This is a genomic window from Diaphorobacter ruginosibacter (genome assembly GCF_014395975.1).
GTDB lineage: Bacteria > Pseudomonadota > Gammaproteobacteria > Burkholderiales > Burkholderiaceae_C > Diaphorobacter_A > Diaphorobacter_A ruginosibacter.
On sequence record NZ_CP060714.1, the window covers coordinates 2,777,142 to 2,799,582 of the forward strand.

Annotated in this window: 23 protein-coding genes; 15 read left to right on the plus strand and 8 right to left on the minus strand. The window is 66.6% G+C overall.

What is annotated here, in order from left to right; all coding sequences use genetic code 11:
* Window positions 1-14: 14 nt before the first annotated feature.
* The 5 genes from H9K76_RS12515 (at window position 15) to H9K76_RS12535 (ending at window position 4,300) form a co-directional block, all read left to right on the plus strand.
* A complete protein-coding gene (locus tag H9K76_RS12515) occupies window positions 15-389 on the plus strand; it encodes a DUF934 domain-containing protein (RefSeq protein WP_187595762.1) in 375 nt (124 codons plus the stop codon).
* Between the two features lie 27 nt (window positions 390-416).
* Window positions 417-1,349 carry a sulfate adenylyltransferase subunit CysD gene (gene cysD / locus H9K76_RS12520; RefSeq protein WP_187595763.1) on the plus strand — a complete coding sequence of 311 codons (933 nt, stop codon included), beginning with the start codon at window positions 417-419 and terminating at the stop codon, window positions 1,347-1,349.
* Window positions 1,349-2,722, plus strand: a complete 1,374-nt coding sequence (locus H9K76_RS12525; RefSeq protein WP_187595764.1) for a sulfate adenylyltransferase subunit 1 — start codon at window positions 1,349-1,351, stop codon at window positions 2,720-2,722. Before cysD ends, H9K76_RS12525 begins: the two co-directional genes overlap by 1 nt.
* A gap of 131 nt (window positions 2,723-2,853) precedes the next feature.
* Window positions 2,854-3,177: a ferredoxin FdxA gene (fdxA, locus tag H9K76_RS12530; RefSeq protein WP_187595765.1), complete on the plus strand. Its 324-nt coding sequence runs from the start codon at window positions 2,854-2,856 to the stop codon at window positions 3,175-3,177.
* 49 nt (window positions 3,178-3,226) lie between these two features.
* On the plus strand, window positions 3,227-4,300 hold the full coding sequence (locus tag H9K76_RS12535; protein WP_187595766.1) for an NAD(P)/FAD-dependent oxidoreductase: 1,074 nt from the start codon (window positions 3,227-3,229) through the stop codon (window positions 4,298-4,300).
* 33 nt (window positions 4,301-4,333) lie between these two features.
* Here the strand turns inward: H9K76_RS12535 and H9K76_RS12540 are convergent, their stop codons facing one another.
* From H9K76_RS12540 to H9K76_RS12570, 7 genes are all read right to left on the minus strand, one after another.
* Window positions 4,334-5,101, minus strand: a complete 768-nt coding sequence (locus H9K76_RS12540) for an SDR family oxidoreductase (RefSeq protein WP_425489703.1) — start codon at window positions 5,099-5,101, stop codon at window positions 4,334-4,336.
* A gap of 22 nt (window positions 5,102-5,123) precedes the next feature.
* Entirely contained in the window at window positions 5,124-6,137 is a 1,014-nt protein-coding gene (locus H9K76_RS12545) for an ABC transporter substrate-binding protein (RefSeq protein WP_187595768.1), read from the minus strand.
* An 11-nt stretch (window positions 6,138-6,148) separates the two neighbouring features.
* Window positions 6,149-6,964 (minus strand): ABC transporter permease, encoded by an 816-nt coding sequence (locus H9K76_RS12550; protein WP_187595769.1) that lies wholly within the window; start codon window positions 6,962-6,964, stop codon window positions 6,149-6,151.
* A complete protein-coding gene (locus H9K76_RS12555) occupies window positions 6,961-7,707 on the minus strand; it encodes an ABC transporter ATP-binding protein (protein ID WP_187595770.1) in 747 nt (248 codons plus the stop codon). Before H9K76_RS12555 ends, H9K76_RS12550 begins: the two co-directional genes overlap by 4 nt.
* Before the next feature lies 1 nt (window position 7,708).
* Window positions 7,709-9,202, minus strand: a complete 1,494-nt coding sequence (locus H9K76_RS12560; RefSeq protein WP_187595771.1) for an acyl-CoA reductase — start codon at window positions 9,200-9,202, stop codon at window positions 7,709-7,711.
* Window positions 9,199-10,281 carry a LuxE/PaaK family acyltransferase gene (locus H9K76_RS12565; RefSeq protein WP_187595772.1) on the minus strand — a complete coding sequence of 361 codons (1,083 nt, stop codon included), beginning with the start codon at window positions 10,279-10,281 and terminating at the stop codon, window positions 9,199-9,201. Before H9K76_RS12565 ends, H9K76_RS12560 begins: the two co-directional genes overlap by 4 nt.
* Window positions 10,282-10,482: 201 nt before the next feature.
* The gene (locus H9K76_RS12570; protein ID WP_187595773.1) at window positions 10,483-11,052 is read right to left on the minus strand and encodes a CZB domain-containing protein; all 570 of its coding nucleotides are present in this window, start codon (window positions 11,050-11,052) and stop codon (window positions 10,483-10,485) included.
* A gap of 589 nt (window positions 11,053-11,641) precedes the next feature.
* Between H9K76_RS12570 and H9K76_RS12575 the strand changes: the two genes are divergently transcribed.
* A complete protein-coding gene (locus H9K76_RS12575; RefSeq protein WP_246474991.1) occupies window positions 11,642-12,889 on the plus strand; it encodes a purine-cytosine permease family protein in 1,248 nt (415 codons plus the stop codon).
* Window positions 12,890-13,100: 211 nt separating this feature from the next.
* Window positions 13,101-13,565, plus strand: coding sequence for an SH3 domain-containing protein (locus tag H9K76_RS12580; RefSeq protein ID WP_187600619.1), 465 nt, complete (start codon window positions 13,101-13,103; stop codon window positions 13,563-13,565).
* 6 nt (window positions 13,566-13,571) lie between these two features.
* Here the strand turns inward: H9K76_RS12580 and thiD are convergent, their stop codons facing one another.
* Window positions 13,572-14,423, minus strand: coding sequence for a bifunctional hydroxymethylpyrimidine kinase/phosphomethylpyrimidine kinase (gene thiD, locus H9K76_RS12585; RefSeq protein WP_187595774.1), 852 nt, complete (start codon window positions 14,421-14,423; stop codon window positions 13,572-13,574).
* A 315-nt stretch (window positions 14,424-14,738) separates the two neighbouring features.
* On the opposite strand from thiD, the gene thiO reads away from it, so the two are divergent.
* From thiO to H9K76_RS12625, 8 genes are all read left to right on the plus strand, one after another.
* Window positions 14,739-15,833: a glycine oxidase ThiO gene (gene thiO, locus H9K76_RS12590; protein ID WP_187595775.1), complete on the plus strand. Its 1,095-nt coding sequence runs from the start codon at window positions 14,739-14,741 to the stop codon at window positions 15,831-15,833.
* A 17-nt stretch (window positions 15,834-15,850) separates the two neighbouring features.
* Window positions 15,851-16,048, plus strand: coding sequence for a sulfur carrier protein ThiS (gene thiS / locus H9K76_RS12595; RefSeq protein ID WP_187595776.1), 198 nt, complete (start codon window positions 15,851-15,853; stop codon window positions 16,046-16,048).
* A gap of 61 nt (window positions 16,049-16,109) precedes the next feature.
* On the plus strand, window positions 16,110-16,940 hold the full coding sequence (locus H9K76_RS12600) for a thiazole synthase (RefSeq protein ID WP_187595777.1): 831 nt from the start codon (window positions 16,110-16,112) through the stop codon (window positions 16,938-16,940).
* Window positions 16,933-17,865, plus strand: a complete 933-nt coding sequence (locus H9K76_RS12605) for a thiamine phosphate synthase (RefSeq protein ID WP_187595778.1) — start codon at window positions 16,933-16,935, stop codon at window positions 17,863-17,865. The genes H9K76_RS12600 and H9K76_RS12605 overlap by 8 nt, the downstream gene beginning before the upstream one ends.
* A gap of 61 nt (window positions 17,866-17,926) precedes the next feature.
* Window positions 17,927-19,456 (plus strand): 3-hydroxyacyl-CoA dehydrogenase, encoded by a 1,530-nt coding sequence (locus tag H9K76_RS12610; protein WP_187595779.1) that lies wholly within the window; start codon window positions 17,927-17,929, stop codon window positions 19,454-19,456.
* A 47-nt stretch (window positions 19,457-19,503) separates the two neighbouring features.
* Complete coding sequence (locus tag H9K76_RS12615) at window positions 19,504-20,283, plus strand: oxepin-CoA hydrolase, alternative type (RefSeq protein WP_187595780.1); 780 nt, start codon at window positions 19,504-19,506, stop codon at window positions 20,281-20,283.
* Between the two features lie 124 nt (window positions 20,284-20,407).
* A complete protein-coding gene (locus tag H9K76_RS12620) occupies window positions 20,408-21,127 on the plus strand; it encodes a Crp/Fnr family transcriptional regulator (protein WP_187595781.1) in 720 nt (239 codons plus the stop codon).
* Between the two features lie 145 nt (window positions 21,128-21,272).
* Window positions 21,273-22,400: a phosphotransferase gene (locus H9K76_RS12625; protein WP_187595782.1), complete on the plus strand. Its 1,128-nt coding sequence runs from the start codon at window positions 21,273-21,275 to the stop codon at window positions 22,398-22,400.
* The last annotated feature ends 41 nt before the right edge of the window (window positions 22,401-22,441 follow it).

The following is a 22,441-nucleotide window of genomic DNA, read 5'->3' on the forward strand; positions in this document are numbered from 1 at the left end:
GCGAAGACAAGACCATGAAAATTCTTGCTGCCAACGAACACCAGCTGCCGGAGTCGGGCGTCGTCGAACTGCCCAATGACGCCGATCCGCTCGCTCTGGACCTTTCCGGCATCACGCGCATCGACCTGAACTTTCCCAAGTTCACCGACGGCCGTGCATTCAGCCAGGCCCGCCTGCTGCGCCAGCGCCGCAAGTTCACGGGCGAGATCCGTGCCACCGGCGACGTATTGATCGACCAGCTGGTACAGATGGCACGCTGCGGCTTCGACGTGGCTGTGCTGCGCGAGGGCGTGGACGCCTCCGACGCCCAGCGCCAGTTCGAACGCTTTCACGCCTTCTACCAGGGCGACGTGAGCCACCCCCTGCCGCACTTCCGCGAAGCCGCCTGATCGAACCACCCGACACCGAATCGAACCATGAACGCTCGTACCGAACCCGCGCTGCTCTCGCAACTGAGCAACCGCCATCTGGATGCGCTGGAAGAAGAAACCATCTTCGTGCTGCGCGAAGTGGCCGCCGCCTTTGAACGCCCCGCCCTGCTGTTTTCGGGCGGCAAGGACTCGCTGGTGATGCTGCGCTGCGCGGAAAAGGCCTTCGGCGCGGGTCGCCTGCCCTACCCGCTGCTGATGATCGACACCGGCCACAACTTCCCCGAGGTGACCGATTTCCGCGACTTCCGCGCCAAGGAGCTCGGAGCCGAGCTGATCGTGCGCAGCGTCGAGGATTCGATGGCGCGCGGCACGGTGCGCCTGGCCCATCCGGGTGAATCGCGGAACGTGCACCAGTCGGTCACGCTGCTCGAGGCCATCGAGGAATTCCGCTTCGACGCGCTGATCGGCGGCGCTCGCCGCGACGAGGAGAAGGCCCGCGCCAAGGAGCGCATCTTCTCGCACCGCGACAGCTTCGGCCAATGGCAGCCCAAGGCGCAGCGCCCCGAACTGTGGACGCTGTTCAACACGCGCCTGGCACCCGGAGAGCACTTCCGTGTGTTCCCGATCAGCAACTGGACCGAACTCGACGTGTGGCAGTACATCGACCGCGAGAAGATCGCACTGCCCTCGATCTACTACACGCACCGCCGCGAAGTGGTCGAGCGCAAGGGCCTGCTCGTGCCCGTGACCGAACTCACACCACCGCGCGACGGCGAGGAAGTGGTGACCCGCGACGTGCGCTTTCGCACCGTGGGCGACATCACCTGCACCTGCCCCGTGGAAAGCACGGCAGCAACGGCCGGCGACATCGTGATCGAGACGCTGGCGGCCGAAGTGAGCGAGCGAGGCGCAACCCGCATGGACGACAAGACCAGCGAAGCCTCCATGGAAAAGCGCAAGAAGGACGGATATTTCTGATGAGCACCGAAACGATTGAACGCACACCGCCGCAAGAAGCCGTGACCACACAGCACCATCAACCTCAGGACTCCGCCCTGCGCTTCATCACCTGCGGCAGTGTCGATGACGGCAAGTCCACGCTGATCGGCCGCCTGCTGGTGGATACGCGCGCCGTGCTGCAGGACCAGTTCGCGGGCATCACCAAGAGCGGCGAGACGGACCTTGCGCTGCTCACCGACGGCCTCTCGGCCGAGCGCGAGCAGGGCATCACCATTGACGTGGCCTACCGCTACTTCTCCACCGAACAGCGCAAGTTCATCATCGGCGATGCGCCCGGCCACGAGCAGTACACCCGCAACATGGTGACGGCCGCCTCCAGCGCAGACGCCGCCATCGTGCTCGTCGACGCCACCAAGCTCGACTGGAAGAACCCCGAACTCGACCTGCTGGTGCAGACCCGCCGCCACGCGCTGCTGGCCAACCTGCTGCGCGTGCCCTCGCTGATCTTCGCGGTGAACAAGCTCGATGCCGTGGAGGAGCCGGCACTCGCCTTCGCCCACATCCGCAAGCAGCTCGCCGCGTTCGCGTACGCCGCAGGCATCACGGTTCGCGCCACGGTGCCGGTTTCGGCGCTCAAGGGCTACAACGTGGTGGACGCCAAGGCCGGCTGGGCCGGCTACGAAGGCCCGAGCCTGCTGCAGGTCCTGCACACGCTGCCCTCGACGCCCGCCGACCGCGACCTGCCGCTGGCGTTTCCCGTGCAGTGGGTCGAGAAGTTCTCGTCGTCCGCCGACACGTCCCAGGGCCGCCGCGTCTTCTGGGGCCGCGTGGCTGCGGGCGAAGCCCGGCCCGGCCAGCAGGTCACGCTGCTGCCGAGCAACCAGACCGCGACCATCGCCCAGGTGCTCGACACCGTGCGCACCCCCTCGTCCGTGGAAGCCGGAAACAGTGCCGGCATCGTGCTGGACCGCGAGGTCGATGTCTCGCGCGGTGACTGGATCGTGGCCTCCGTCGAGAACACGGATGCGGCCGACGACGAATTCGACGACGCGCCCGCCACCCAGCCCGCCTGGCCCGGCCAACGCGAAGTGCAGGCCACGGTCGCGTGGATGGACGACGAGCCATTGGTTCCCGGTCGCGTGTACCTCGCGCAGCACGGCCACCGCTGGATCAAGGCCAAGGTGCGCCGCGTGGTGCACCGCCTCAACATCAACACGCTGGCAGAGGAAGACGCCGACAGGCTCGAAGCCAATGCCATCGGCCACATCGAACTGCTCCTGCAGGAACCGGCTCCCGTGGGCGCGTTCCAGCAGGCCCGGGTCCTGGGCTCCCTGATCCTGGTGGACACCGCCAGCCACAAGACGGCGGGAGCCGTGCTGGTGCGCTCCTGAGCCGTCGCTCCTGTACTGCAACTCAGGACAAATTTCCCGAGTTACCGTATCGCGGCAAGGGATGCGCGCCACTCTTGTCCCGGTAGCGCCTAAAATCAGGGAATTCCCGAAATAAAAGAACACGTTGCCACATGACTCACGTCGTCACCGAAAACTGCATCAAGTGCAAATACACCGATTGCGTCGATGTTTGCCCCGTTGATTGCTTCCGCGAAGGCCCGAACTTCCTGATCATCGACCCCGATGAGTGCATTGACTGCGCCGTCTGCATCCCCGAGTGCCCTGCCAACGCCATCTTTGCCGAGGAAGACCTGCCGGCAGACCAGATCGCGTTCATCAAGATCAATGCCGACCTGTCGCCCAAGTACAAGAGCATCACCAAGCGCAAGGAAGCGCTGCCCGATGCCGACGACTGGAACGGCAAGCCCGACAAGATCCAGTTCCTGGACCAGTGAGCCCAGGGGGCCGAGCCCCATGGCCCGGCCCTGATGGCGTTCAGAGCGCATGACAATCCTTCACGCAGCCACTGACTCCGCCCCCTCCGAGGCCTCGGCACTGGAGGTGGATGCGGTCGTCCTGGGCGCCGGCCCCGTGGGGCTCTTCCAGGTGTTCCAGCTGGGCCTGCAGGGCATTCAGGCGCACCTCGTCGATGCACTGCCGCATGTAGGCGGCCAGTGCGCCGAGCTCTATCCCGACAAGCCCATCTACGACATTCCCGGAACCCCCGTCTGCACCGGCCGCGAGCTGGTGGCGCAATTGCAGGCGCAGATCGCGCCGTTCAAGCCGGCCATGCATCTGGCTCAGCAGGTGTCGTCGCTGGCCTTGCAGGACGACGGCCGCATCCTGCTGCAGACCACGGCGGGCGTTGCATTGCTTGCCCGCATCGCGGTGATCGCCGCGGGTGTGGGTGCCTTCGTGCCCAAGACCGTGAAGGCCGAGGGCATCGAGGCCTGGGTCGGCACGCAGGTGTTCTATCACCCCTCCTCCGTGCAGGCCGCGACGGACAGGCACGTCGTCGTGCATGGTGGCGACGAGGGCGCCGTGCGCGCCGCCATTGAAAGCGCGCAGATCGCCCGCAGCGTGACGCTGCTGCATCGCCGCGACGTGTTCCAGGCCCCGGACGACCTGCTGGCACAACTGCAGGCGCTTCGCGACGCCGGCAGCATCAAGGTGCTGGCAGCGCAGATCACCGGCGTGCAGGCCTCGGGCGATGGCCGCCTGTCGGCGCTGCAGGTGCTGGATGCAGCTGGCACGGAACAGGCACTGCCGCTCGACCTGTTGCTCGCCTACCTGGGCATCTCGCCCAAGCTCGGGGCCCTGGCCGACTGGGGCATGGCCATCGAGCGCAAGCAGCTGGTGGTAGACACAGCCACCTTCGCCACCAGCCTCAAGGGTGTCTATGCCGTGGGCGACATCAACACCTATCCAGGCAAGCGCAAGTTGATCCTGTGCGGTTTCCACGAGGCCACGCTGGCGGCCTTCGCCGCAGCCGAATATCTGACGGGCGAGGCGGTTCTGCTGCAATACACCACGACCAGCACCCGACTGCACGAGCGGCTGGGTGTGCGGCACGACTGACCGCCGGCCCGGCGCCGCCGGTTTATCAGCACATCAGCGCATCACCAATCCGCCATCGACGAACAGCACCTGCCCGGTCATGAACCCGCCAAGGTCCGAGGCGAGGAACAGAACCGGCCCCGCCACATCCTCGGGCTGCGCCAGGCGCCTGAGCGGCGTCGCCGCCATCAGCGACTCCCGGAACGACTCCCTCGTGCCCTGGGTTCCCTGCGTGGGATAGACCAGCCCCGGTGCCACGCAGTTCACGCGCACCCCCACAGGCCCCAGCTCGCTGGCCAGGTTGCGGCTGAAGGTCACCAGCGCGCCCTTCGACGTGGTGTAGTCGTGATACGGCACCACGGGGTTCTCCACCAGATTGGTGACGATGTTGACGATGCTGCCCCGCGCGCGCCGGCGCATCTGCGGCAGCACGGCACGGCACACGTTGAAGGTGGCCCCGACCGCCCCATCGAACTGCGCCTGGTAGTCGCTCCACTGCAGATCGTCGAAGCGGCTGCGCTGCTCGGGATTGAAGGGATAGGGCCGGAACGCATTGTTGACCACGATGTCGATCGTGCCGGCCTCACGCACGATGGCGTCCACCATGTCCCGCACCTGAGCCTCCGATCCCACGTCGGCCTTCACGGCCCAGGCATCACCGCCGGCCGCCTCGCACGCCGCCACGGTGCGCGCCGCGGCCTCGTCATTGCGCAGATGGTTGATGGCCACCAGGGCCCCTTCGCGCGCGAACGCGGTGGCAATCGCCGCGCCAATGCCCCGGCTTGCACCGGTGACCAGCACCACCTTGCCGCGCAGGTTCATTGCGGAGGACGGCTGCACCATCTCAGGCTCCCGGCAGCAGGCTGGCATCGACCACGTCGGACACCTTGATCTGGCGTTCCACCATGCCCAGCGCACGGTAGGTATCGGCCCCCTTCTGCAGTGCCGCGAGATCGAATTGGCCCAGCCGCGCCACGCCACCCGTCGCGGGCAGCGACGCGGCATTGCGCAACTTGATGATCTCCAGGTTGACGTCGCGCTGCGTGCCGTCGATGGCGCGCTTGCCCGCCAGCACGGCGGCCTCTTCGGGATGGGCCAGCATCCACGCCGCGCTGTCGCGATAGCCCTTGAGAAAGGCCTTGAGGGCATCCTTCTTCTGGCGCAGCACCTCTTCACGCACCACGAACATGTCGCTTGAAATGTTCAGATAATCGCTGACCTGCATGACGTTGATCTCGCCCAGGCCCTTGCGCAGGCCCACGGCCAGGCCGGTGTCGGTGGCCGCCGTGGCATCGACCTGCCCCTGCATCAGCGGCGCGAAATTGAGCAGGCCCGTCACCACGATGGTCACGTCGGACTCCTTGAGCCCCGCCTGGTGCAGCATCACCAGCAGGTTCTGGCGCGTGCCGCTCGAGAGGCTGTAGACGCCGATCTTCTTGCCCTTCAGGTCCGCGGGCTTGTGGATTCCCGCCGACTTGAGCGACACCACGTTGAACACGTTCTGCGGGTAGATGTCGTAGATGGCGACCAGCTTCTCGCCCTTGTCCAGCGCCATGAAGAACGAGCCCGGATCGGTGAAGGCGACATCGGCCTGGCCGCTGAGCATGTTGCGGATGGCGTCCCCGCCGCCTGCTCCGGGCAGATAGGTGAGATCCACGCCGCGCGCCTTGAAGAAGCCCTTGTCCGGCTCGGCCAGGATGTTCGTGATCTCGCTGATGGGCTTGCTCCAGCCTGCCAGCCGGATCTTGTGCTGTGCGGTCGAGGCCATGGCCGCCCCCGTCAGTGCAAGGCCGGTGATACCGGCGCAGGCGCCCAGCAGGTCACGGCGGGAGATGAACGGTGAAGAAGTGGATCTCATGGACATGGCAATCAGGTGTTGGCGCGAGGGCGCGAGCCGGAGGAAGCAGAAGATGCAGATGAATCGGAAGAGGCGTGCGAGCGCAGCAGGCGGCGCTCCAGCACGATGCAAAGCTGGTACAGGATGAGGCCCATGGCCGCAATGAGCACCAGGGCGGCAAACATGAGCGTGGTGTCCATCATGCCCTGGGCCGCGATCACCACGGCGCCCAGGCCCTGGCTTGCGCCCATGAACTCGGCCACGACCGCACCCACCAGCGCCAGCACCACGGCCACGCGCAGGCCCGCCAGAATGGCCGGCAGCCCCATGGGCAGCTTGAGCCGCAGCAGCGTCTGCCAGCGCGTGGCGCCGAGCATGCGAAACAGCTGCAGTCGCTGCGCGTCGACCTGCCTCAGGCCCGTCAGCGTGTTTTCCATCAGCGGAAAGAAGCAGATCAGCGCCGTGATCAGAACCGTTGGCAGCATGCCGAAGCCGAACCACAGGACGAAGAGCGGCGCAAGCGCCAGCTTGGGCACGACCTGGCTCACCACCACATAGGGCTTGAGCACACGTTCAAGCCACTCCGACTCGGCGAGCGCCATTCCCGCAAGCAGCCCCACGCCGGCACCGATGGCAAGGCCCCAGAGCACGGCCTGCAGCGTGGACCACACATGCGGCCAGAAATAGCCCGACACCACGCCCGACCACAGCGACGCGATCACGGCGGACGGTGCAGGCAGCACCAGCGCCGACACGGCCCATTGGCGCACCATCACCTCCCAGGCGCCGAGCAGCAAGGCGAGCAGCGCGGCGGAGACGATCCGCGCCTTGAAAGGCGAAATCGTCATGTGCCGGCCCCGTCCATCGAGGCACGCACCCGCGCGCAGTAGTCATTGAAGACCGCTCCGTGGCGCAGGGCCTGTGTGCGCGGCTCGGGCAGGTCGATGACGATGTCGTCCACGATGCGGCCACCGTGCATGAGCGCAATGCGGTCTCCCACATAGACGGCCTCGTTGATGTCGTGCGTCACGAACAGCACGGTGGTTCCGCGCTCGCGGCAGGTGCGAAGCAGGTCGTCCTGCAGCTCGGCACGGGTGATGGCGTCGAGGGCCGCGAAGGGCTCATCCAGCAACAGCAGCGGCGGCTCCAGGATCAGGGAGCGCGCCAGGGCCACCCGGCTTTGCTGGCCGCCGGAGAGCTGGCGCGGAAAGCGCTGCGCGTGGCCCGCGAGCCCCAGTTGATCGAGCGACTGCAGCGCCCGCTGTTCGTCCTGGACGGTGGGTTTGCGCTGCAGCGACACCGGCAGCAGCACGTTGCCAAGCACCGGGAGCCAGTCAAGCAGCGTGGGCGCCTGGAACATGAAGCCCACCTGCGGCCCAGGCGCAGCCAGTTCGCTGCCACGCAGCACGACCCGGCCCGACTGCGGGTGCAGCAACCCCGCCGCCAGTTGCAGCAGCGTGGTCTTGCCGCAGCCGCTGCGACCCAGCAGGCAATGGAACTCGCCCGCCTGCATGCGCCAATCCACGCCATCGACCACGGGAGGACGATGGGGATAGGTGAAGACGACCCGTTCGATCTCGAGAAACGCCATGTCAGTCCGCGTACCGCGCAAGGGGCTGCGCCGCCTGTTCGGCCGATGCCTCGATCTCCGCCATGCGCACCAGGTCCAGCAGATTGAAGCGCCCGTCGTGGTGCCAGCCCGCATCGGGCATGCTCATGGAGCCGATCGCACAGATGCGCGTGACACCCGCGGCACCCAGCAGGCCAGCCAGCCGGTAGAGTTCCTCCGGCGTGGCGGCAACGCCCGCGGTCTGCAGGAACTCGCGCTGTTGCCGGGCAAGAGGCACAACCTCATCGAGGCTGTCCACGGCAACCACCGCAATGGTCCGGTACGAGGCCGTGGGCGCCAGCGGCAGAGCATGGTCGCTGAATGCCACGCTCCAGGGAGCATCGTTCGCACCGATCAGCATTTCGTCGCCTTCGCTGTCCCCCGCGCCCGCTGCACCCGCTGCACCCGCCATCGCGCGCCACTCGATGGCCTGCTGCCATCCGGCAACGGCGCTGCCCTCCTCCAGTTCCAGCGTCCGCCGTGGAAAGCGGCGCTGCAGATTGGCCAGCTCGGCGGCCAGGTAGTCCGCAAAGGCACGCGGCGAAACCGCTGCGCCGCGCTCCACGTAGAACACATGGGGCGAGTAGCACCCCTGCTGGTCGTAACGCATCACATCCCACGCGGCAAGGCGCGCGACCGATGGCGCCTTGAGCGTGTCGAGCGCAGCGGCCGCAATGAGGCCCAGGCCCAGTTTGTGGCCGTGGGGCAAAAAACGCGTGGTCACCGGCAGACGCCGGCGCAGTGCATCGAGCGTGGGATTGCCGCCATAGGCCAGCACCGTGTCGGCCTCGCCATAGAGGGCGTCCGCATCCTCGCCACCCGCGCCGCGCCACCACACCACCGCCATGCATTCGGCCAATGGCGGATGCAGCTCGGCGAGCAGGCGCGCAAACCAGCCTGCGAACAGCGGCTCCGCGCTGGCCAGCTTGCCGATGCCGGGCGCCTTCACCAGCAGGCCGCAAACCGTGCTCCACAGCGACAGCGCAGGCACATTGCCGGCCCAGCTGTGCACGAGCAGATCGGGGCCGAAGGCGCGCACAGCACCGCCCTTGGGTGCCGGCTGAAAGCCGTCGAGCACCGCGGGGTTGGCGAAGTCCTCCGCCACGAAGCGCCTCAACTGCGGGGCGCGGAAGGTCTTGAAGAAGCCTGTCAGGCCCAGGCGGACCATGTCCGCGTCATACCCGCTCACCACCGGCAGCCAGGCCTCCGCCTGCTGCCGGCAGGGGTCCTCTCGGTCGAGCAGGCGCGCCATCGCGCGATCGATCACATCGATGATGTCCGCCACTGGCATCGTGCGCAGATGGCGATCTGCGGCATCGCGCACCCGGTAGGCCAACGCCTGCATCTGCGCACCGGTCAGCATCGGCACAGATACCTCGAGCCGCACGCCGTCGCGCTCGAAGGGCAGCACCTGCCACCGCACCTCGTCCTCGCTCAGGCCCGGCAGCCACCCTGCCGTGATCCGCTGCGTTGTCATGCAGCGCCGGCCTTCACGAACTCCTCCACGGCCAGGGAGCAGCCCTTGGCGGCCGCACCCTCCGCACGTCCCAGCAACAGGAAACCGCCGTCGGCCCACAGTCCCACGTCCTCGGTCAGGATGGTGGAAACCGCGTTGTAGTTGCCCAGGTCGCAATGCACCAGGATGCCGCGCTCACCGGGTGCGACGTCCCGGCCCGTGACCGGCTCGACCAGGCGCGAACGAATCCAGTGGGGCCCCGACTTCACCGAGGGCAGCACGGCATTGCCATCGTCATAGAACTGCGTGCTCAGCTCCGTCATGCCGTACATGTTGATGCAGTGCGAGCGCGGCACGCCCAGCAGCCGCGACAGATCCGCATAGAACGCCTCGAGCGGCAATTCGCGCGACTGGCCCTTGTAGCCGCCGGTGTCCAGAATGCGGCTGCCCGCGGGCAGGCGAAAGCTCCGGCCCTGCTCGGAAAGCGCGTCCATCACATGCACCAGGCTGAAGCTCGCGCCCAGCAAGGCATACGGCAAGCCACTCGCCTCGGCGGATTCCAGCGCGGCACACAGGCCGGCCATGTCGATGCCTTCCGGCGTGAGGAAGTAGCGGCTATCGCCAGAGCCGAACTCGGACTTCGCGAGCGCCAGGTAATGCGCGAGAGACGAGTTGGGCATGGCCTGCTCGTCCGGAAAGAGGATGCCCATCGGCATGCGCTCCACGCCATGCATGAAGCGCTGCGCGAAATTGCGCTTCATCGACAGGTCGTAGACATCCAGCCGGGGATGGAAATGCCGTCCCCTCGCCGCGCGCCCCGTGGTGCCGCTGGTCATGAAAACGCGCTCGCCGGCCGAAGCCGGCTCGCTGCGCAGCTCCATGGCCTTGAATGCATCGATGGGCACGGCAGGAATGTCGCGCCACGACTTCACGCTGCGCAGCGTGGTGCCACGGCGCACGCAAAAATTGCGGAACGGCAGGTTGGATTCGTACTGGTGGGCGAACAGCCGCAGGGCGAGTGAATCAAACTGATCGTCGCTGCTGGCATCCATGCGGATGAATGCAAGCAGGTCGGCGACCAGCGCGGCGGACTTGTCCATGAACTTCCTTCGGGCAGCAGATGCGCAATGCTCCGAAGGCTCCCCGTCCACTGCATGAGGACATCAGGGGATCCGCTCTTCTTCCGCCGGAACGACCCGGGTCAAGTTCTCGGGTGTGGATCTCAGCACCTATGCGTGCACCCCGGAGCGGCCACTATCTTAACGCATCGTCAACGCATCCGTGCGGTGCGAATGCCCGGGTCAGTTGGAGCCGTGAATGGTGTCGGAGACTTCCACATACAGCGCACTCAGCAGATCCGACAGGCGGCCCGCCTGGTGCGAGAACTCGCCCGAGTTCAACTCCTGCAGCGCCTCGGAGGTGCGGCGCTCCATGTGCAACTGCACGACGCGGCCCACGGATTGATGGAACATGCCGTGCGACGCCTTCAGTTCACCAAACGACGGCAAGTGGCCGAAGCCCGCAGCGCCGGCACCGTTGATCCACTGCCCCAGGGCGCACTGATCGTCCCTGCAGAGTGCGCGGTGGTCGAGGCGATCCCTCGGCTGGCTCTGAAGGTAGCCCTGCAGCCGTTCCTTCCACTGGCGGTGTTCCTGCATGGCCGCAGCGAAATCGAGGCCCCACGGGCTCTGCTCCTCCAGCCCGGATCCGGAAGCGGGGGCGCGAGTGTCGGGCTGGGACAGCGGAAACTGCAGCACGGTCGCACCACGCGCACGCGTTGCATCAACCGCCGTGTCGGCCTGACCTCGGGTACCTGTCAGGGCAGGCCCTGCGCCATGCTGCGCCCTGCTCAACCATTGAAACCATCCCATGGCCGCCTCCTTCACTGCCGAACCAGCCTGTGCGACGCGACAGATGTCACTTTATAGAGGCTTGCTGGATATTTTTCAATTACATTTTTAACAAATAAGCACATATTGATGCATGCATAAGCAGTCCGGCGCCAGGGCATGCCATGCGCTGCCTGAGGTCACCGAAAGACGCCGCCGGCACCAGCAGCCCAATCAATATTGACCAATTGATTGATATTGCCCATCTTAAATTGCCAAAAACCAAATAACAAACAAAATTTAAAAAAATCAAATTTTGTTTGCAGTACAGATCTTCCAAGGAAGGCCCAAGGGTGCTTGGAATGCATCGCTCTAGCGGACCCGTCGCTATACTCCGCACATTCGCCAGGGGTGTTGCGGGTCGGTACATCGAATCGACCCGTGGCTGAGAGAGTCCCATAGAACCTGTGAGTTAATCCTCGCGCAGGGAAGCCGCGAATCCGGAGTCGATCACGCGCTGCCCCCTGCTGCAGACCGACGCCCCCTCGGCTCCCGCGCGCTTGTTGTCATTTCATCTGCAACCGTCCGGAGCGCGCATGCAAGCCCCCCGTCCAACGCCGCCAACGAAGCCTTGGTTCCCCTGCCCGCGGATCGCCGCGTGTTCCGCTGGCATGACCATGCATCGCTGTGGTTCAGCCTGGGGGTCGGCCTCCTGGTGATGCAGGTGGGCTCGTTTCTTACTCCCGCACTCAGCATGCAGCAGGCGTTGCTCGCGATCGTGCTCGGCTCGTTCATCGGTGCGGGCCTGCTGGGCTGGGTGGCCAGGATCGCCTGCGAAAGCGGCCTGGCGAGCGCCGGCCTGATGCACTCGGTGTTCGGCCGCCAGTTTGCCAGCCTGCCCATTCTCCTGAACATCGTGCAGCTCATCGGCTGGGGCACGTTCGAGCTGGTGGTGATGCGCGACGCGACCGTCGCCATCGGCCGCCAGTCGGGCACCATGTCGCATGACTGGTGGCCGGTGCTGGCCACCCTGCTCTGGGGCGGCGTGGTGGTGGCCCTGATCAGTGGCTCGATGGTGCAGCTGGTGCGCAAGGTGATCGCGCGCGTGGCACTTCCGCTCGTCGTGCTGTCTCTGCTGTGGCTGAGCTGGCAGTTTCTGTCGCTCGCATTCGCGCAGGGCTTTGGCGCGCTCTGGAACAAGCCCGGCGCGGGCGGCATGGGCGTGATGCCCGCGCTCGACCTGGTGATCGCCATGCCCATTTCGTGGCTGCCGCTCGTGGCCGACTACGCGCGCCATGGCACCAGCGGCAAGGGAGCGCTGCGCGGAACCTGGCTCGGCTATGCGATCGCCAACATCTGGTGCTACTCGCTTGGCGTGCTGGTGGCGCTCGTGCTGCCCAGCGCCGACCTGGTGACCGCGCTGCTGCTCGCGCAAGGTGGCCTGATCGCACTGTCGCTGATCCTGATCGATGAAGTGGACAACGCCTATGGCGATACCTACTCGGGAGCTGTCTCCACCCACAGCCTGCTGCCGCGCCTCAGCGTGCGCCAGTGGGGCCTTGCGATCGGCCTGGTCTGCACGCTGTTCGCGCTGGTGCTGCCCATGCACAGCCTCGAGCCCTTCCTGCTGATGCTGAGCTCGGTGTTCGTTCCGCTGTTCGGCGTGATTCTCGGCCGCCTGGCGGGCCTGGGCGAAGGCACGCAGCAATTGCTGACCCGGGCGCGCGCCGTGCATGCCGCGCCCGTGGCGATCTGGCTGGCGGGCATCGCGTACTACCACCTGCTGCCACTCATTGCTCCCGTGCTGGGATCGGCCCTGCCCACGCTGGCCCTGTGCTTCGTGCTGACGCGCCTGCTGGTGCCCAGCCCTCGCGGCTGATCCGCTCAGGGCTGTTGGCTCTTCGCGCTGCGGGTGGCGCTGCAGTTTCCTCTCATGTGAACATCGGGGCGATCAGGGCAATTGGAGTAAATGAGCGGGAACTTTGCACGGCGCATGCCATCCCTCTGACTGGCCCTCCCTCTCGGGGGGCTTTCAATGTCAGACCAACACAAGGAGATTTCCCGCAGTGCCTGGAACCGCCACATCCCGCATCACCGCCCGCTTTCTTTCCAACCGCGCAGCCGCCGCCTGCCTTCTCGGCGTGAGCCTGCTGGCCGGTGCCGCTGCCGCGCAGGCACGCGAGTTCGTCAGCATCAAGGGCCAGACGGTCAACGTGCGCGAGCAGGCCAATACGCGCTCCGCAACGCTGTGGGAGCTGGGCTCGGGTTATCCGCTGCAGGTGCAGCAGAAGAAGGGGCAGTGGCTCAAGGTGCGCGATTACGAGGCCACGCTGGGCTGGGTGTATGCCCCGCTCACGCACAAGACCCCGCACCGCATCGTGACCGCGCGCACGGCCAACCTGCGCGCGGCGCCGAACACCCGATCCAAGGTGGTGGGCAAGCTCCAGCAGAATGAAATCGTGCGCACGGTCGGGAACTCGGGCACCTGGGCGCAGGTGCAGACCGAGGGCGGCCGCAAGGGCTGGGTGGCGAAGAACCTGACCTGGGGCTGGTGACCTGGTTCAGCCCAGCACGACCTGCGCCACCGGCGCAAAGCCGTGGTTGAGCGGGCCGTGGCCGCGGCCCGTGTGCACGTCGGCACCCGCCTCGATGGCTCCCAGGATGTAGGCACGCGCCTTCTCCACGGCCCGGGGCAGCGGCTCGCCCAGCGCAAGCTGCGAAGCAATGGCCGAGGACAGCGTACAACCCGTGCCATGTCCGTTGTGCGTGGCGATGCGCCTGGACTCGAGCCGCTTGTGCTCGCCCGTGGCCAGCGCCAGCACATCCACCACCCAGTCCCCAGGCAGGTGGCCGCCCTTGAGCAACGCGGCGCGCGCACCCAGCGCCAGCAGCGCGTCGGCTGCTTCGTCGAGATCGCCCTCGCCCGATATCCTGCGGCCCAGCAGCCAGCCTGCCTCGTCGAGATTGGGTGTGATCACCTCGGCCAGGGGAAAGAGCTCCTTGACCAGCGCGGCCTCGGTCTCCTGCGCGATCAAGCGGTCGCCGCTCGTGGCGACCATCACGGGGTCAAGCACCACATGGGGCAATGCAAACCGGCGGATCGCGTCGGCCACCACCTGCACCACCTCGGGGGATGCGAGCATGCCAATCTTGACCGCGTCCACGCCGATGTCCTCGACCACTGCGTCGATCTGCGCCTTCAGCATTTCGGGCGGAATGCCGTGGATGCCGCGCACGCCCTGCGTGTTCTGCGCCGTGATCGCGGTGATGGCCGTCATGCCATAGCAGCCCAGCGCACTGAAGGTCTTGAGGTCGGCCTGGATGCCAGCGCCGCCGCCGCTGTCGGAGCCGGCGATGGAAAGCACCCGCGCGTAGCGGCGCATCCCCTGCGGTGTCTGTTGTTCGTTGCTCATGGCAAAAATTATCGTTGATTCCGGGTGCTCGCCCCGGTGCGACCTTCAACGCAGAAAATCGATAAGGGCAACCGATATAACGCGAAGGACATGGATCGGTTCCCTGTCAGCGCGCCCGTCATTGTGTTGTAATCTCCCCTCGGACGAAACAGGGGTGCCGCACCGCCTTCGAACAGACGGGCGTGCGGCTGAGATCACACCCTGGGGCCCAACGGCCCCGCTACCCGATCCAGATCATGCTGGCGTGGGGAGTTTCTGCATTGCGGCACCGGCGTGTTTTGTCCTTTTGTTGCCTCTCGAGCTGGAATAGGACACATGCTGCCATCGCACAATCAATCCACGATCACCATCCTGGGCGCGGGCCTGATGGGCCGCCTGCTGGCCGTCGAGCTGGCCCGCAAGGGTCATGCCGTCGAGGTGTTCGAGGCGCAGGGTCCCGACGCCCAAGGTGCCGCCGCGCGCGTGGCCGCAGCCATGCTGGCACCCCTGGCCGAATCCGCCGTCACCGAACCCGGCGTGGTGCGCATGGGCCACTATGCGCTGCCGCGCTGGCAGCAGCTGATCGCGCGGTTGCCGCGCCCCGTCTTCTTCCAGCAGAACGGCACGCTGATCCTCTGGCACCGCCTCGACGCGGGCGAGGCCAGCCGCTTCCAGCACAAGCTCACGCAGACCCAGAAGCTCATTCCCGACCTCGCGCCGCTGCAGATGCTGGGCGGGGCGCAGGTGGACGCACTCGAGCCCTCGGTGGCCTCGCGCTTTGCGCAGGGCATGTACCTGCCGGGCGAAGGCCAGCTCGACAACCGCCAGCTGCTGGCGGCTCTCGAAGCCGCGATGCAGGAGCTTGGCGTGAAGGTGCACTGGAACACTCCCCGCGCCACTGAGGACTTCGCCCCCGGTGGCACGGGCCAGCCCGACCTCGTGCTTGACTGCCGCGGCCTGGGCGCCAAGCCCCAATGGAATACGTTGCGCGGCGTGCGCGGCGAGGTGGTCCGCCTGCATGCGCCCGAAGTCACGCTCGAGCGCCCCACGCGCCTGGTGCATCCGCGCTACCCGATCTACATCGCGCCCAAGGAGGACCACACCTTCGTGATCGGTGCCACCGAGATCGAGTCGGACGACATGTCCCCCGCCAGCGTGCGCTCCACGCTGGAGCTGCTCTCGGCCGCTTATGCCGTACATTCTGGCTTTGCCGAAGCGCGCATCGTCGAGATCGCCACGCAGTGCCGCCCCACCCTGCCCGACAACCTGCCCGCCGTGCGCAGCGTGCGCAGGAACGTGCTCGAGGTGAACGGTCTGTACCGCCACGGTTTCATGATCGCCCCCGCCATGCTGGACGTGGTGATGGAAGTGCTCGAAACCGGACAATCCGCGCTCGCTCCCTGTTTTGATCTTTCCGTGCAGCTCGCCTGACGCGCTGCCTCCTTGCCATGAACGTGACCGTAAACCAGAAAGACATTGCCCTGCCGGATAACGCCACCGTCGCCGACCTCGTGGCGCAGATGCAGGCCAGGCCGCCGTTCGCCGTTGCCGTGAACCTGCAATTCGTGCCCAACACCCGCTACGCCCAGCACGCGCTTGCGGCCGGCGACGCGGTCGAGATCATCTCGCCCGTCACGGGCGGCTAGTCGTCCATGCGCTCCCTGCACCCTCGCACCGAACCGGCCGAGCAACAACGCTGAACCCACCATGTCGAACCCATCCCACTCTCTCGATTCCACCGACGGCAACGACCCGTTCGTGCTGTATGGACAAACCCTGCAAAGCCGCCTGCTGCTGGGCACGGCGCGCTATCCATCGCCCGCCGTGCTGCAGGCCGCCGTCGCCCGTGCGCGGCCCGGCATGGTGACCGCCTCGCTGCGCCGCCAGGGCAGCAACGCGGCCGAAACCGGCAGCAGCTTCTGGGAGCTGCTGCGCGGCCTGAACGTGCCGGTGCTGCCCAACACCGCCGGCTGCCACAGCATGCAGGAAGCCATCACCACCGCGCACATGGCGCGCGAAGTGTTTGGCACGAACTGGATCAAGCTCGAGCTCATCGGCGACGACTACACGCTGCAGCCCGATACGCTGAACCTGGTCCAGGCCGCGGAACAGCTGGTGCGTGACGGCTTCTGGGTTCTGCCCTACTGCACCGAGGACCTGGTCGTGTGCCAGCGCCTGGTCGACGTGGGCTGCCAGGCCATCATGCCGTGGGCCGCTCCCATCGGCACGGGCCGCGGCCCTATCAATCCGTATGCGCTGCAGATGCTGCGCGAGCGCCTCGACGTGCCGATGCTGGTCGATGCCGGCCTCGGCCTGCCGTCGCATGCCTGCCAGGTGATGGAATGGGGCTACGACGGCGTCCTGCTGAACACCGCGGTGGCATTGGCCACCGATCCGGTCGCCATGGCCGGTGCGTTCGCCGACGCGGTCTCGGCCGGCCGGGCCGCGCGCACTGCCGGTGCCATGACGCCCCAGGAATCCGCCCAGCCCAGCACCCCCGTGCTGGGCACTCCTTTCTGGCACCACAACAATGGCTGACAACACCCCATCCACCCCTGCGGCCATGCAGCAGGCGATTCTGGAGCACCATGCCGGCGCATTCGCCGACTTCCCTGCCCAGCCAGTGCCCGCCGCCGCATCCACCTCCACATCGGCGCCAAGTAACGATCCCGTGTATCTCGCGGCACTGGCTGCGTGCTCGCAACTGGGTTTCATCGCCCACGATGCCGATTGCGTCGCCACCGCCTGGCTGGCACAGACACGGCGCACCGGCCGTTTCGACGCCGCCTGCTGGCCCGAGGAGCCCGAAGACTTCGGCCTGCAGCCCATGCCGCACGCACGGCCCTTCGCGGCCTGCCCGAAGGCGCTGGGCCTCTATGCCGTCCTGCCCGATGCCGCATGGGTGGGTCGCATGGCGCGCGCCGGCGTGCCCACGGTGCAATTGCGCTTCAAGTCACAGGATGCCGCGGCCATCGAGGCCGAGGTGAAGGCCGCTGTCGATGCGGTGCGTGGCACCGGCGCCCATCTGTACATCAACGACCACTGGCGCATCGCGATCGCAGCGGGGTCCTATGGCGTGCACCTCGGACAGGAAGACCTCGACGCGCTCAGGCAGGAAGAGATCGACACGCTGCGCGACTCCGGGGTCCGCCTGGGCGTCAGCACCCACGGCTATGCCGAAATGGTGCGCGCCGACGCGGTCGCCCCAAGCTACATTGCCATGGGAGCAGTGTTTCCCACCACGCTCAAGAAGATGGCCACCGTGCCACAAGGCGTGGCCCGGCTCGAGCGCTATGCGCGGCTGATGCGCAACTACCCGCAGGTGGCCATCGGCGGCATCGGAATCGAACAGTTCCCGCAGATCCTGGCCACCGGTGTCGGCTCGATCGCCGTGGTACGTGCCGTGGTCAATGCCGACGATCCCGAAGCGGCTGCCGGACAGATGATGCGCGCCATGAGCTGATGACGGCGGCCCGGCGTCCAGGGTTTGGCGCATGGGCTCCGCCAGCCGCCATAATCGCGGCATGAGCAGCAGCACCATCACTTTTTCTCGGGTCGGTCTGGTTGGCACGGGTGCCATGGGCCGGGGTATCGCACAGATCGCCGCGCAGGCGGGCAGCAAGGTGTGCCTTTTCGACACCCTTCCGGAGGCCGCCGTGTCCGCCAAAAGGCAGATCGAGCAGCAATGGCAGAAGCTGTCCGAGAAGGGCAAGGTCGCTCCCGCCGACGTGGAGCGCTGGTCTGCCCTGCTCACGCCCATCGCGTCGCTGAATGAGCTGTCGGACTGTGACCTGGTGGTCGAAGCCATCGTCGAGCGCCTCGACGTCAAGCGCGAATTGTTCGCACAGCTCGAGAACATCGTCGCCAGCACCGCCGTGCTGGCCACCAACACTTCTTCGCTCTCCGTCACGGCCATCGGTGCCGGACTCAAGAGCGCACACCGCCTTGCCGGCTACCACTTCTTCAACCCGGTACCCCTCATGAAGGTCGTGGAGGTGATCGCCGGCCTGAAGACCGATGCGGCCACCTGCGAGAGGCTCACCGCCTACAGCCGCGAGATGGGCCACACGCCGGTCAGCGCCAAGGACACGCCCGGCTTCATCGTGAACCACGCGGGGCGCGGCTACGGAACCGAGGCGCTGCGCATCCTCTCCGAAGGCGTGGCCGACATCGCCACCATCGACCGCATCCTGCGCGATCAGGTCGGCTTCAAGCTCGGCCCCTTCGAGCTGATGGACCTGACCGGCCTTGACGTCTCGCAGCCCGTCATGGAGTCGATCTACCACCAGTATTACGAAGAGCCGCGCTTCCGCCCCAACGTGATCGCCGCCCAGCGCCTGGCCGGCGGAGTGCTGGGCCGCAAGACCGGCGAAGGCTTCTATCGCTACGACAACGGCGTGCAGCAGGTGGCCGGGGAAGCGCCCGTGCCGCAGGTGGCCTCCATTCCCCCGGTCTGGGTATCGACCCGTGCCGTCCGTCGCCAGGAAATCTTCCAGTTACTCCAGGACCTGGGCGCGAAGATCGAGACCGGCCAGTCGCCGTCCGCCGAGGCGCTGACCCTGGTGGCGCCACTGGGCTTCGACATCACCACCGTCGCGGTGGTCGAGCGCCTCGACCCCGCACGCACCATCGGCATCGACATGCTGGTGGAGGATGCCGCCACGCGGCGGCGCGTGCTGGCCACCAATCCCGCGACGCGTGCCGATTACCGCGATGCTGCCCATGCCCTGTTCGCCCGCGATGGCAAGGCCGTATCGGTGATCCGTGACAGCGGCGGCTTCGTGACGCAACGCGTGGTGGCCACCATCGTCAACATCGCCAGCGATATCTGCCAGCAGGACATCTGCTCACCCAAGGATCTCGAAACCGCCGTCACGCTGGGCCTGGGCTACCCGCTCGGCCCGCTCGCCATGGGCAACCGCTGGGGGCCGACCAACATCCTGGAGGTGCTGTTCAACATGCAGACCGTGTACGGCGACACCCGCTATCGTCCCAGCCCGTGGCTGCGCCGACGCGGCGCCATCGGCCTGAGCCTGATGCACGAAGAAGAATGATGCGCGCGGCATAGCCGCCGCCCGACCAACGAGACAAACACGCCGCCATGCCCGCCCAACTGAAAAGTGCAAGCCACGATCACACGCTGGTCCTCACCATCAGCAATCCGCAATCGCGCAATGCGCTGGATCCGGACATCTACGCCGCGGGCGTGGAAGCGCTCAACGGAGCGGAACGCAATCGCGACATCCGCAGCGTCATCATCACCGGAGCGAACGGCATGTTCAGCTCCGGCGGCAACCTGCATCGCCTGCAGGCCCGCAGGCAGGAAAGCGCGGAGGAGCAGGCACGCGGCGTGAATGCGCTGCACGGCTGGATCGACACGATCCGCAACTTCCCCAAGCCGGTGATCGCCGCCGTGGAAGGGCCCGCCGCGGGGGCGGGCTTCTCGCTGGCGCTGGCGTGCGACTTCATCGTCGCGTCGCGCGATGCCGTGTTCGTCATGGCGTACGCGCGCGTGGGCCTATCGCCGGACGGCGGGGGCACCTGGAGCCTGGCCAACACGCTGCCACGCCAGCTCGCGATGGAGATCCTGATGGGGGCGGACAAGGTGGACGTGCAGCGCCTGCACACGCTCGGCGTGATCAACCGCCTGTCGCAACCCGGCCAGGCCCTCGATGATGCCCTGACCTTCGCGGCCACGCTCAACCAGCGCGCGCCCAATGCGCTCGCGAGCATCAAGGAGCTGGTCGGCGAGGCGTCCGGCCACGGGCTGCACCGGCACCTCGACCTGGAACGCGACCAGTTCGTTCGCAATCTCTCGCACGCCAACTCCGGCGAAGGCATCACCGCCTTCTTCGAGAAACGCACACCGCGATACCAGTGAAAGGGCATGGGAGACGAGGTATCGGAGACAATAGGTAGGACAGGAAGCAAAGGCGACAGCATCCTGCGGGCACCGGTCGCCCGCGCGACAGCCGCCGCTCTGTCAGTCACCCAAAAGACAGCATATGGACGAGCCGATTCTTAGCATAGAAGAACGTGAAGCGATCAATGGTGGTCGCTGGTTTTCATCGTTGTCGCCCTCGTTGCGGCACGACATTCTTCGATGTGCTTACGTCAAACGATTTCGCGATGGAGGACTGATCTGCGCCCGGGGCGACCCGCCGGACGAATGGATTGCCTGCGCGCGAGGCGCGGTGCGCGTGAGCTCGACATCGATCTCCGGCAAGCAGATCACGCTGACCTACGTGGAGCCCGGCATCTGGTTCGGCGACGTGGCCATGTTCGATGGGGATCGCCGCACGCACGATGCCTATGCGCATGGCGACTCGACCATCCTGTGTGTGGCACGCGCCGACTTCAAGAAGATTCTCTCGCAGCACGCCGAGCTCTACGACGCCCTGCTCCAGCTGCAGTCGCGGCGCATCCGCCAGCTCTTCGGGCTGGTGGAAGACCTCAACACGCTGCCGCTGCGCTCGCGCCTGGCCAAGCAACTGCTGCACCTGGCCCGCAGCTATGGCGTGCCCAGCCTTGCGGACGGGGACGAGATCCGCATCGGCCTGCAACTCGCGCAGGAGGAACTGGCGCAGCTGCTCGGTGCCTCGCGCCAGCGCGTGAACCAGGAACTCAAGGCCATGGAACGCGAAGATGCGATCCGCATCGAAGCAGGCGGACTGGTCCTGCGCGACCGCTCCAGGCTGATGCACATCGCCGAAGCGAACAACTGAGCTTCACGGACGGCTCCGCGCGACGGCCAGCCCCCGCTTTCACACACATCTTCTTCAGGCCTCTCCTCTCCCGCACCTCTCCCGTGCCCGGGCAAGGAGAGGCTTTGCCGTGCCCGCGCGCAACACCTCCAAGGAGCCAAGCCACATGAGCCAGTTTGATGCGTTCGTCGGCACCCGGCCGGTCACCGACCGCCATGCTTTCGACATCCAGGCACTCGCCGACTGGATGGATCGTCATGTCGATGGCTTCGCCGGGCCGCTGACGGTCGAGATGTTCAAGGGCGGACAATCCAACCCCACCTACCGGCTGCTCACTCCCGCATGCAGCTATGTGATGCGGTCCAAGCCCGGTCCGGCGGCCAAGCTGCTGCCCTCGGCGCATGCCATCGAACGCGAACACGCCGTCATGGGTGCGCTTGCCGGCACCGATGTCCCCGTGCCGCAGATGCTCGCCGTGTGCGAGGACGAATCGGTCATCGGGCGGGCCTTCTACATCATGGAATACAAGGAGGGCCGCGTCCTGTGGGACCAGTCGCTGCCCGGCATGTCCGCCGCGCAGCGCGCCGCCATCTACGACGAGATGAACCGTGTCATCGCCGCGCTGCACAGCGTGGACTTCGCCGCACGGGGCCTCTCGGAATTCGGCAGGCCCGGCAACTACTTCGAGCGCCAGATCGCGCGCTGGAGCAAGCAATACCTGGCCTCCGTCACGCAGCCGATTCCCGAGATGGAGCGCCTCATGCAGTGGTTGCCTGCGCACATGCCGGCCAGCGCGCGCGACGAGCGGCTGGTGTCCATCGTGCATGGCGACTACCGCCTGGACAACCTGATGTTCCATCCCACGGAGCCGCGCGTCGTCGCGGTGCTCGACTGGGAACTGTCCACGCTGGGCCATCCGCTGGCGGACTTCAGCTACCACTGCATGTCCTGGCACATTCCGCACGAACTCTCCCGGGGCATCGGCGGACTGGACCTGGCGGCACTCGGCATCCCCGACGAGGACAGCTACATCACGCGCTACTGCGAACGCACCGGCATCGCCCGCTTCTGCGAGGAGCATGGCATCACCACGCGCGAGGCATTGCGCGCCGACTGGCCCTGGTACCTGGCCTACAACATGTTCCGCATCGCCGCCATCCTGCAGGGCATCGCCAAGCGCGTGGAGGCCGGAACGGCCGCGAGTGCGCAGGCACGTGCGATGGGGGCACAGGCCCTGCCGATCGCACAGCTTGCGTGGTCGGTGGCCGAGCAGTTCGACCACAGGCCACGCTGACCGGATCGACGACAACCCGCGGCATGGCGCCGCAGCAGAGG

Coding starts and splice junctions, on each gene's coding strand:
- H9K76_RS12550 (WP_187595769.1), bottom strand. CDS start 6,964: ATGACGATTTCGCCTTTCAAGGCGCGGATCGTCTCCGCCGCGCTGCTC.
- H9K76_RS12605 (WP_187595778.1), top strand. CDS start 16,933: ATGGCTGACAACACCCCATCCACCCCTGCGGCCATGCAGCAGGCGATT.
- H9K76_RS12610 (WP_187595779.1), top strand. CDS start 17,927: ATGAGCAGCAGCACCATCACTTTTTCTCGGGTCGGTCTGGTTGGCACG.
- H9K76_RS12545 (WP_187595768.1), bottom strand. CDS start 6,137: ATGAGATCCACTTCTTCACCGTTCATCTCCCGCCGTGACCTGCTGGGC.
- H9K76_RS12570 (WP_187595773.1), bottom strand. CDS start 11,052: ATGGGATGGTTTCAATGGTTGAGCAGGGCGCAGCATGGCGCAGGGCCT.
- cysD (WP_187595763.1), top strand. CDS start 417: ATGAACGCTCGTACCGAACCCGCGCTGCTCTCGCAACTGAGCAACCGC.
- H9K76_RS12625 (WP_187595782.1), top strand. CDS start 21,273: ATGAGCCAGTTTGATGCGTTCGTCGGCACCCGGCCGGTCACCGACCGC.
- H9K76_RS12600 (WP_187595777.1), top strand. CDS start 16,110: ATGTCGAACCCATCCCACTCTCTCGATTCCACCGACGGCAACGACCCG.
- H9K76_RS12615 (WP_187595780.1), top strand. CDS start 19,504: ATGCCCGCCCAACTGAAAAGTGCAAGCCACGATCACACGCTGGTCCTC.
- H9K76_RS12555 (WP_187595770.1), bottom strand. CDS start 7,707: ATGGCGTTTCTCGAGATCGAACGGGTCGTCTTCACCTATCCCCATCGT.
- thiO (WP_187595775.1), top strand. CDS start 14,739: ATGCTGCCATCGCACAATCAATCCACGATCACCATCCTGGGCGCGGGC.
- thiS (WP_187595776.1), top strand. CDS start 15,851: ATGAACGTGACCGTAAACCAGAAAGACATTGCCCTGCCGGATAACGCC.
- H9K76_RS12535 (WP_187595766.1), top strand. CDS start 3,227: ATGACAATCCTTCACGCAGCCACTGACTCCGCCCCCTCCGAGGCCTCG.
- H9K76_RS12525 (WP_187595764.1), top strand. CDS start 1,349: ATGAGCACCGAAACGATTGAACGCACACCGCCGCAAGAAGCCGTGACC.
- H9K76_RS12565 (WP_187595772.1), bottom strand. CDS start 10,281: ATGGACAAGTCCGCCGCGCTGGTCGCCGACCTGCTTGCATTCATCCGC.
- H9K76_RS12540 (WP_425489703.1), bottom strand. CDS start 5,101: ATGAACCTGCGCGGCAAGGTGGTGCTGGTCACCGGTGCAAGCCGGGGC.
- H9K76_RS12620 (WP_187595781.1), top strand. CDS start 20,408: ATGGACGAGCCGATTCTTAGCATAGAAGAACGTGAAGCGATCAATGGT.
- thiD (WP_187595774.1), bottom strand. CDS start 14,423: ATGAGCAACGAACAACAGACACCGCAGGGGATGCGCCGCTACGCGCGG.
- H9K76_RS12560 (WP_187595771.1), bottom strand. CDS start 9,202: ATGACAACGCAGCGGATCACGGCAGGGTGGCTGCCGGGCCTGAGCGAG.
- fdxA (WP_187595765.1), top strand. CDS start 2,854: ATGACTCACGTCGTCACCGAAAACTGCATCAAGTGCAAATACACCGAT.
- H9K76_RS12515 (WP_187595762.1), top strand. CDS start 15: ATGAAAATTCTTGCTGCCAACGAACACCAGCTGCCGGAGTCGGGCGTC.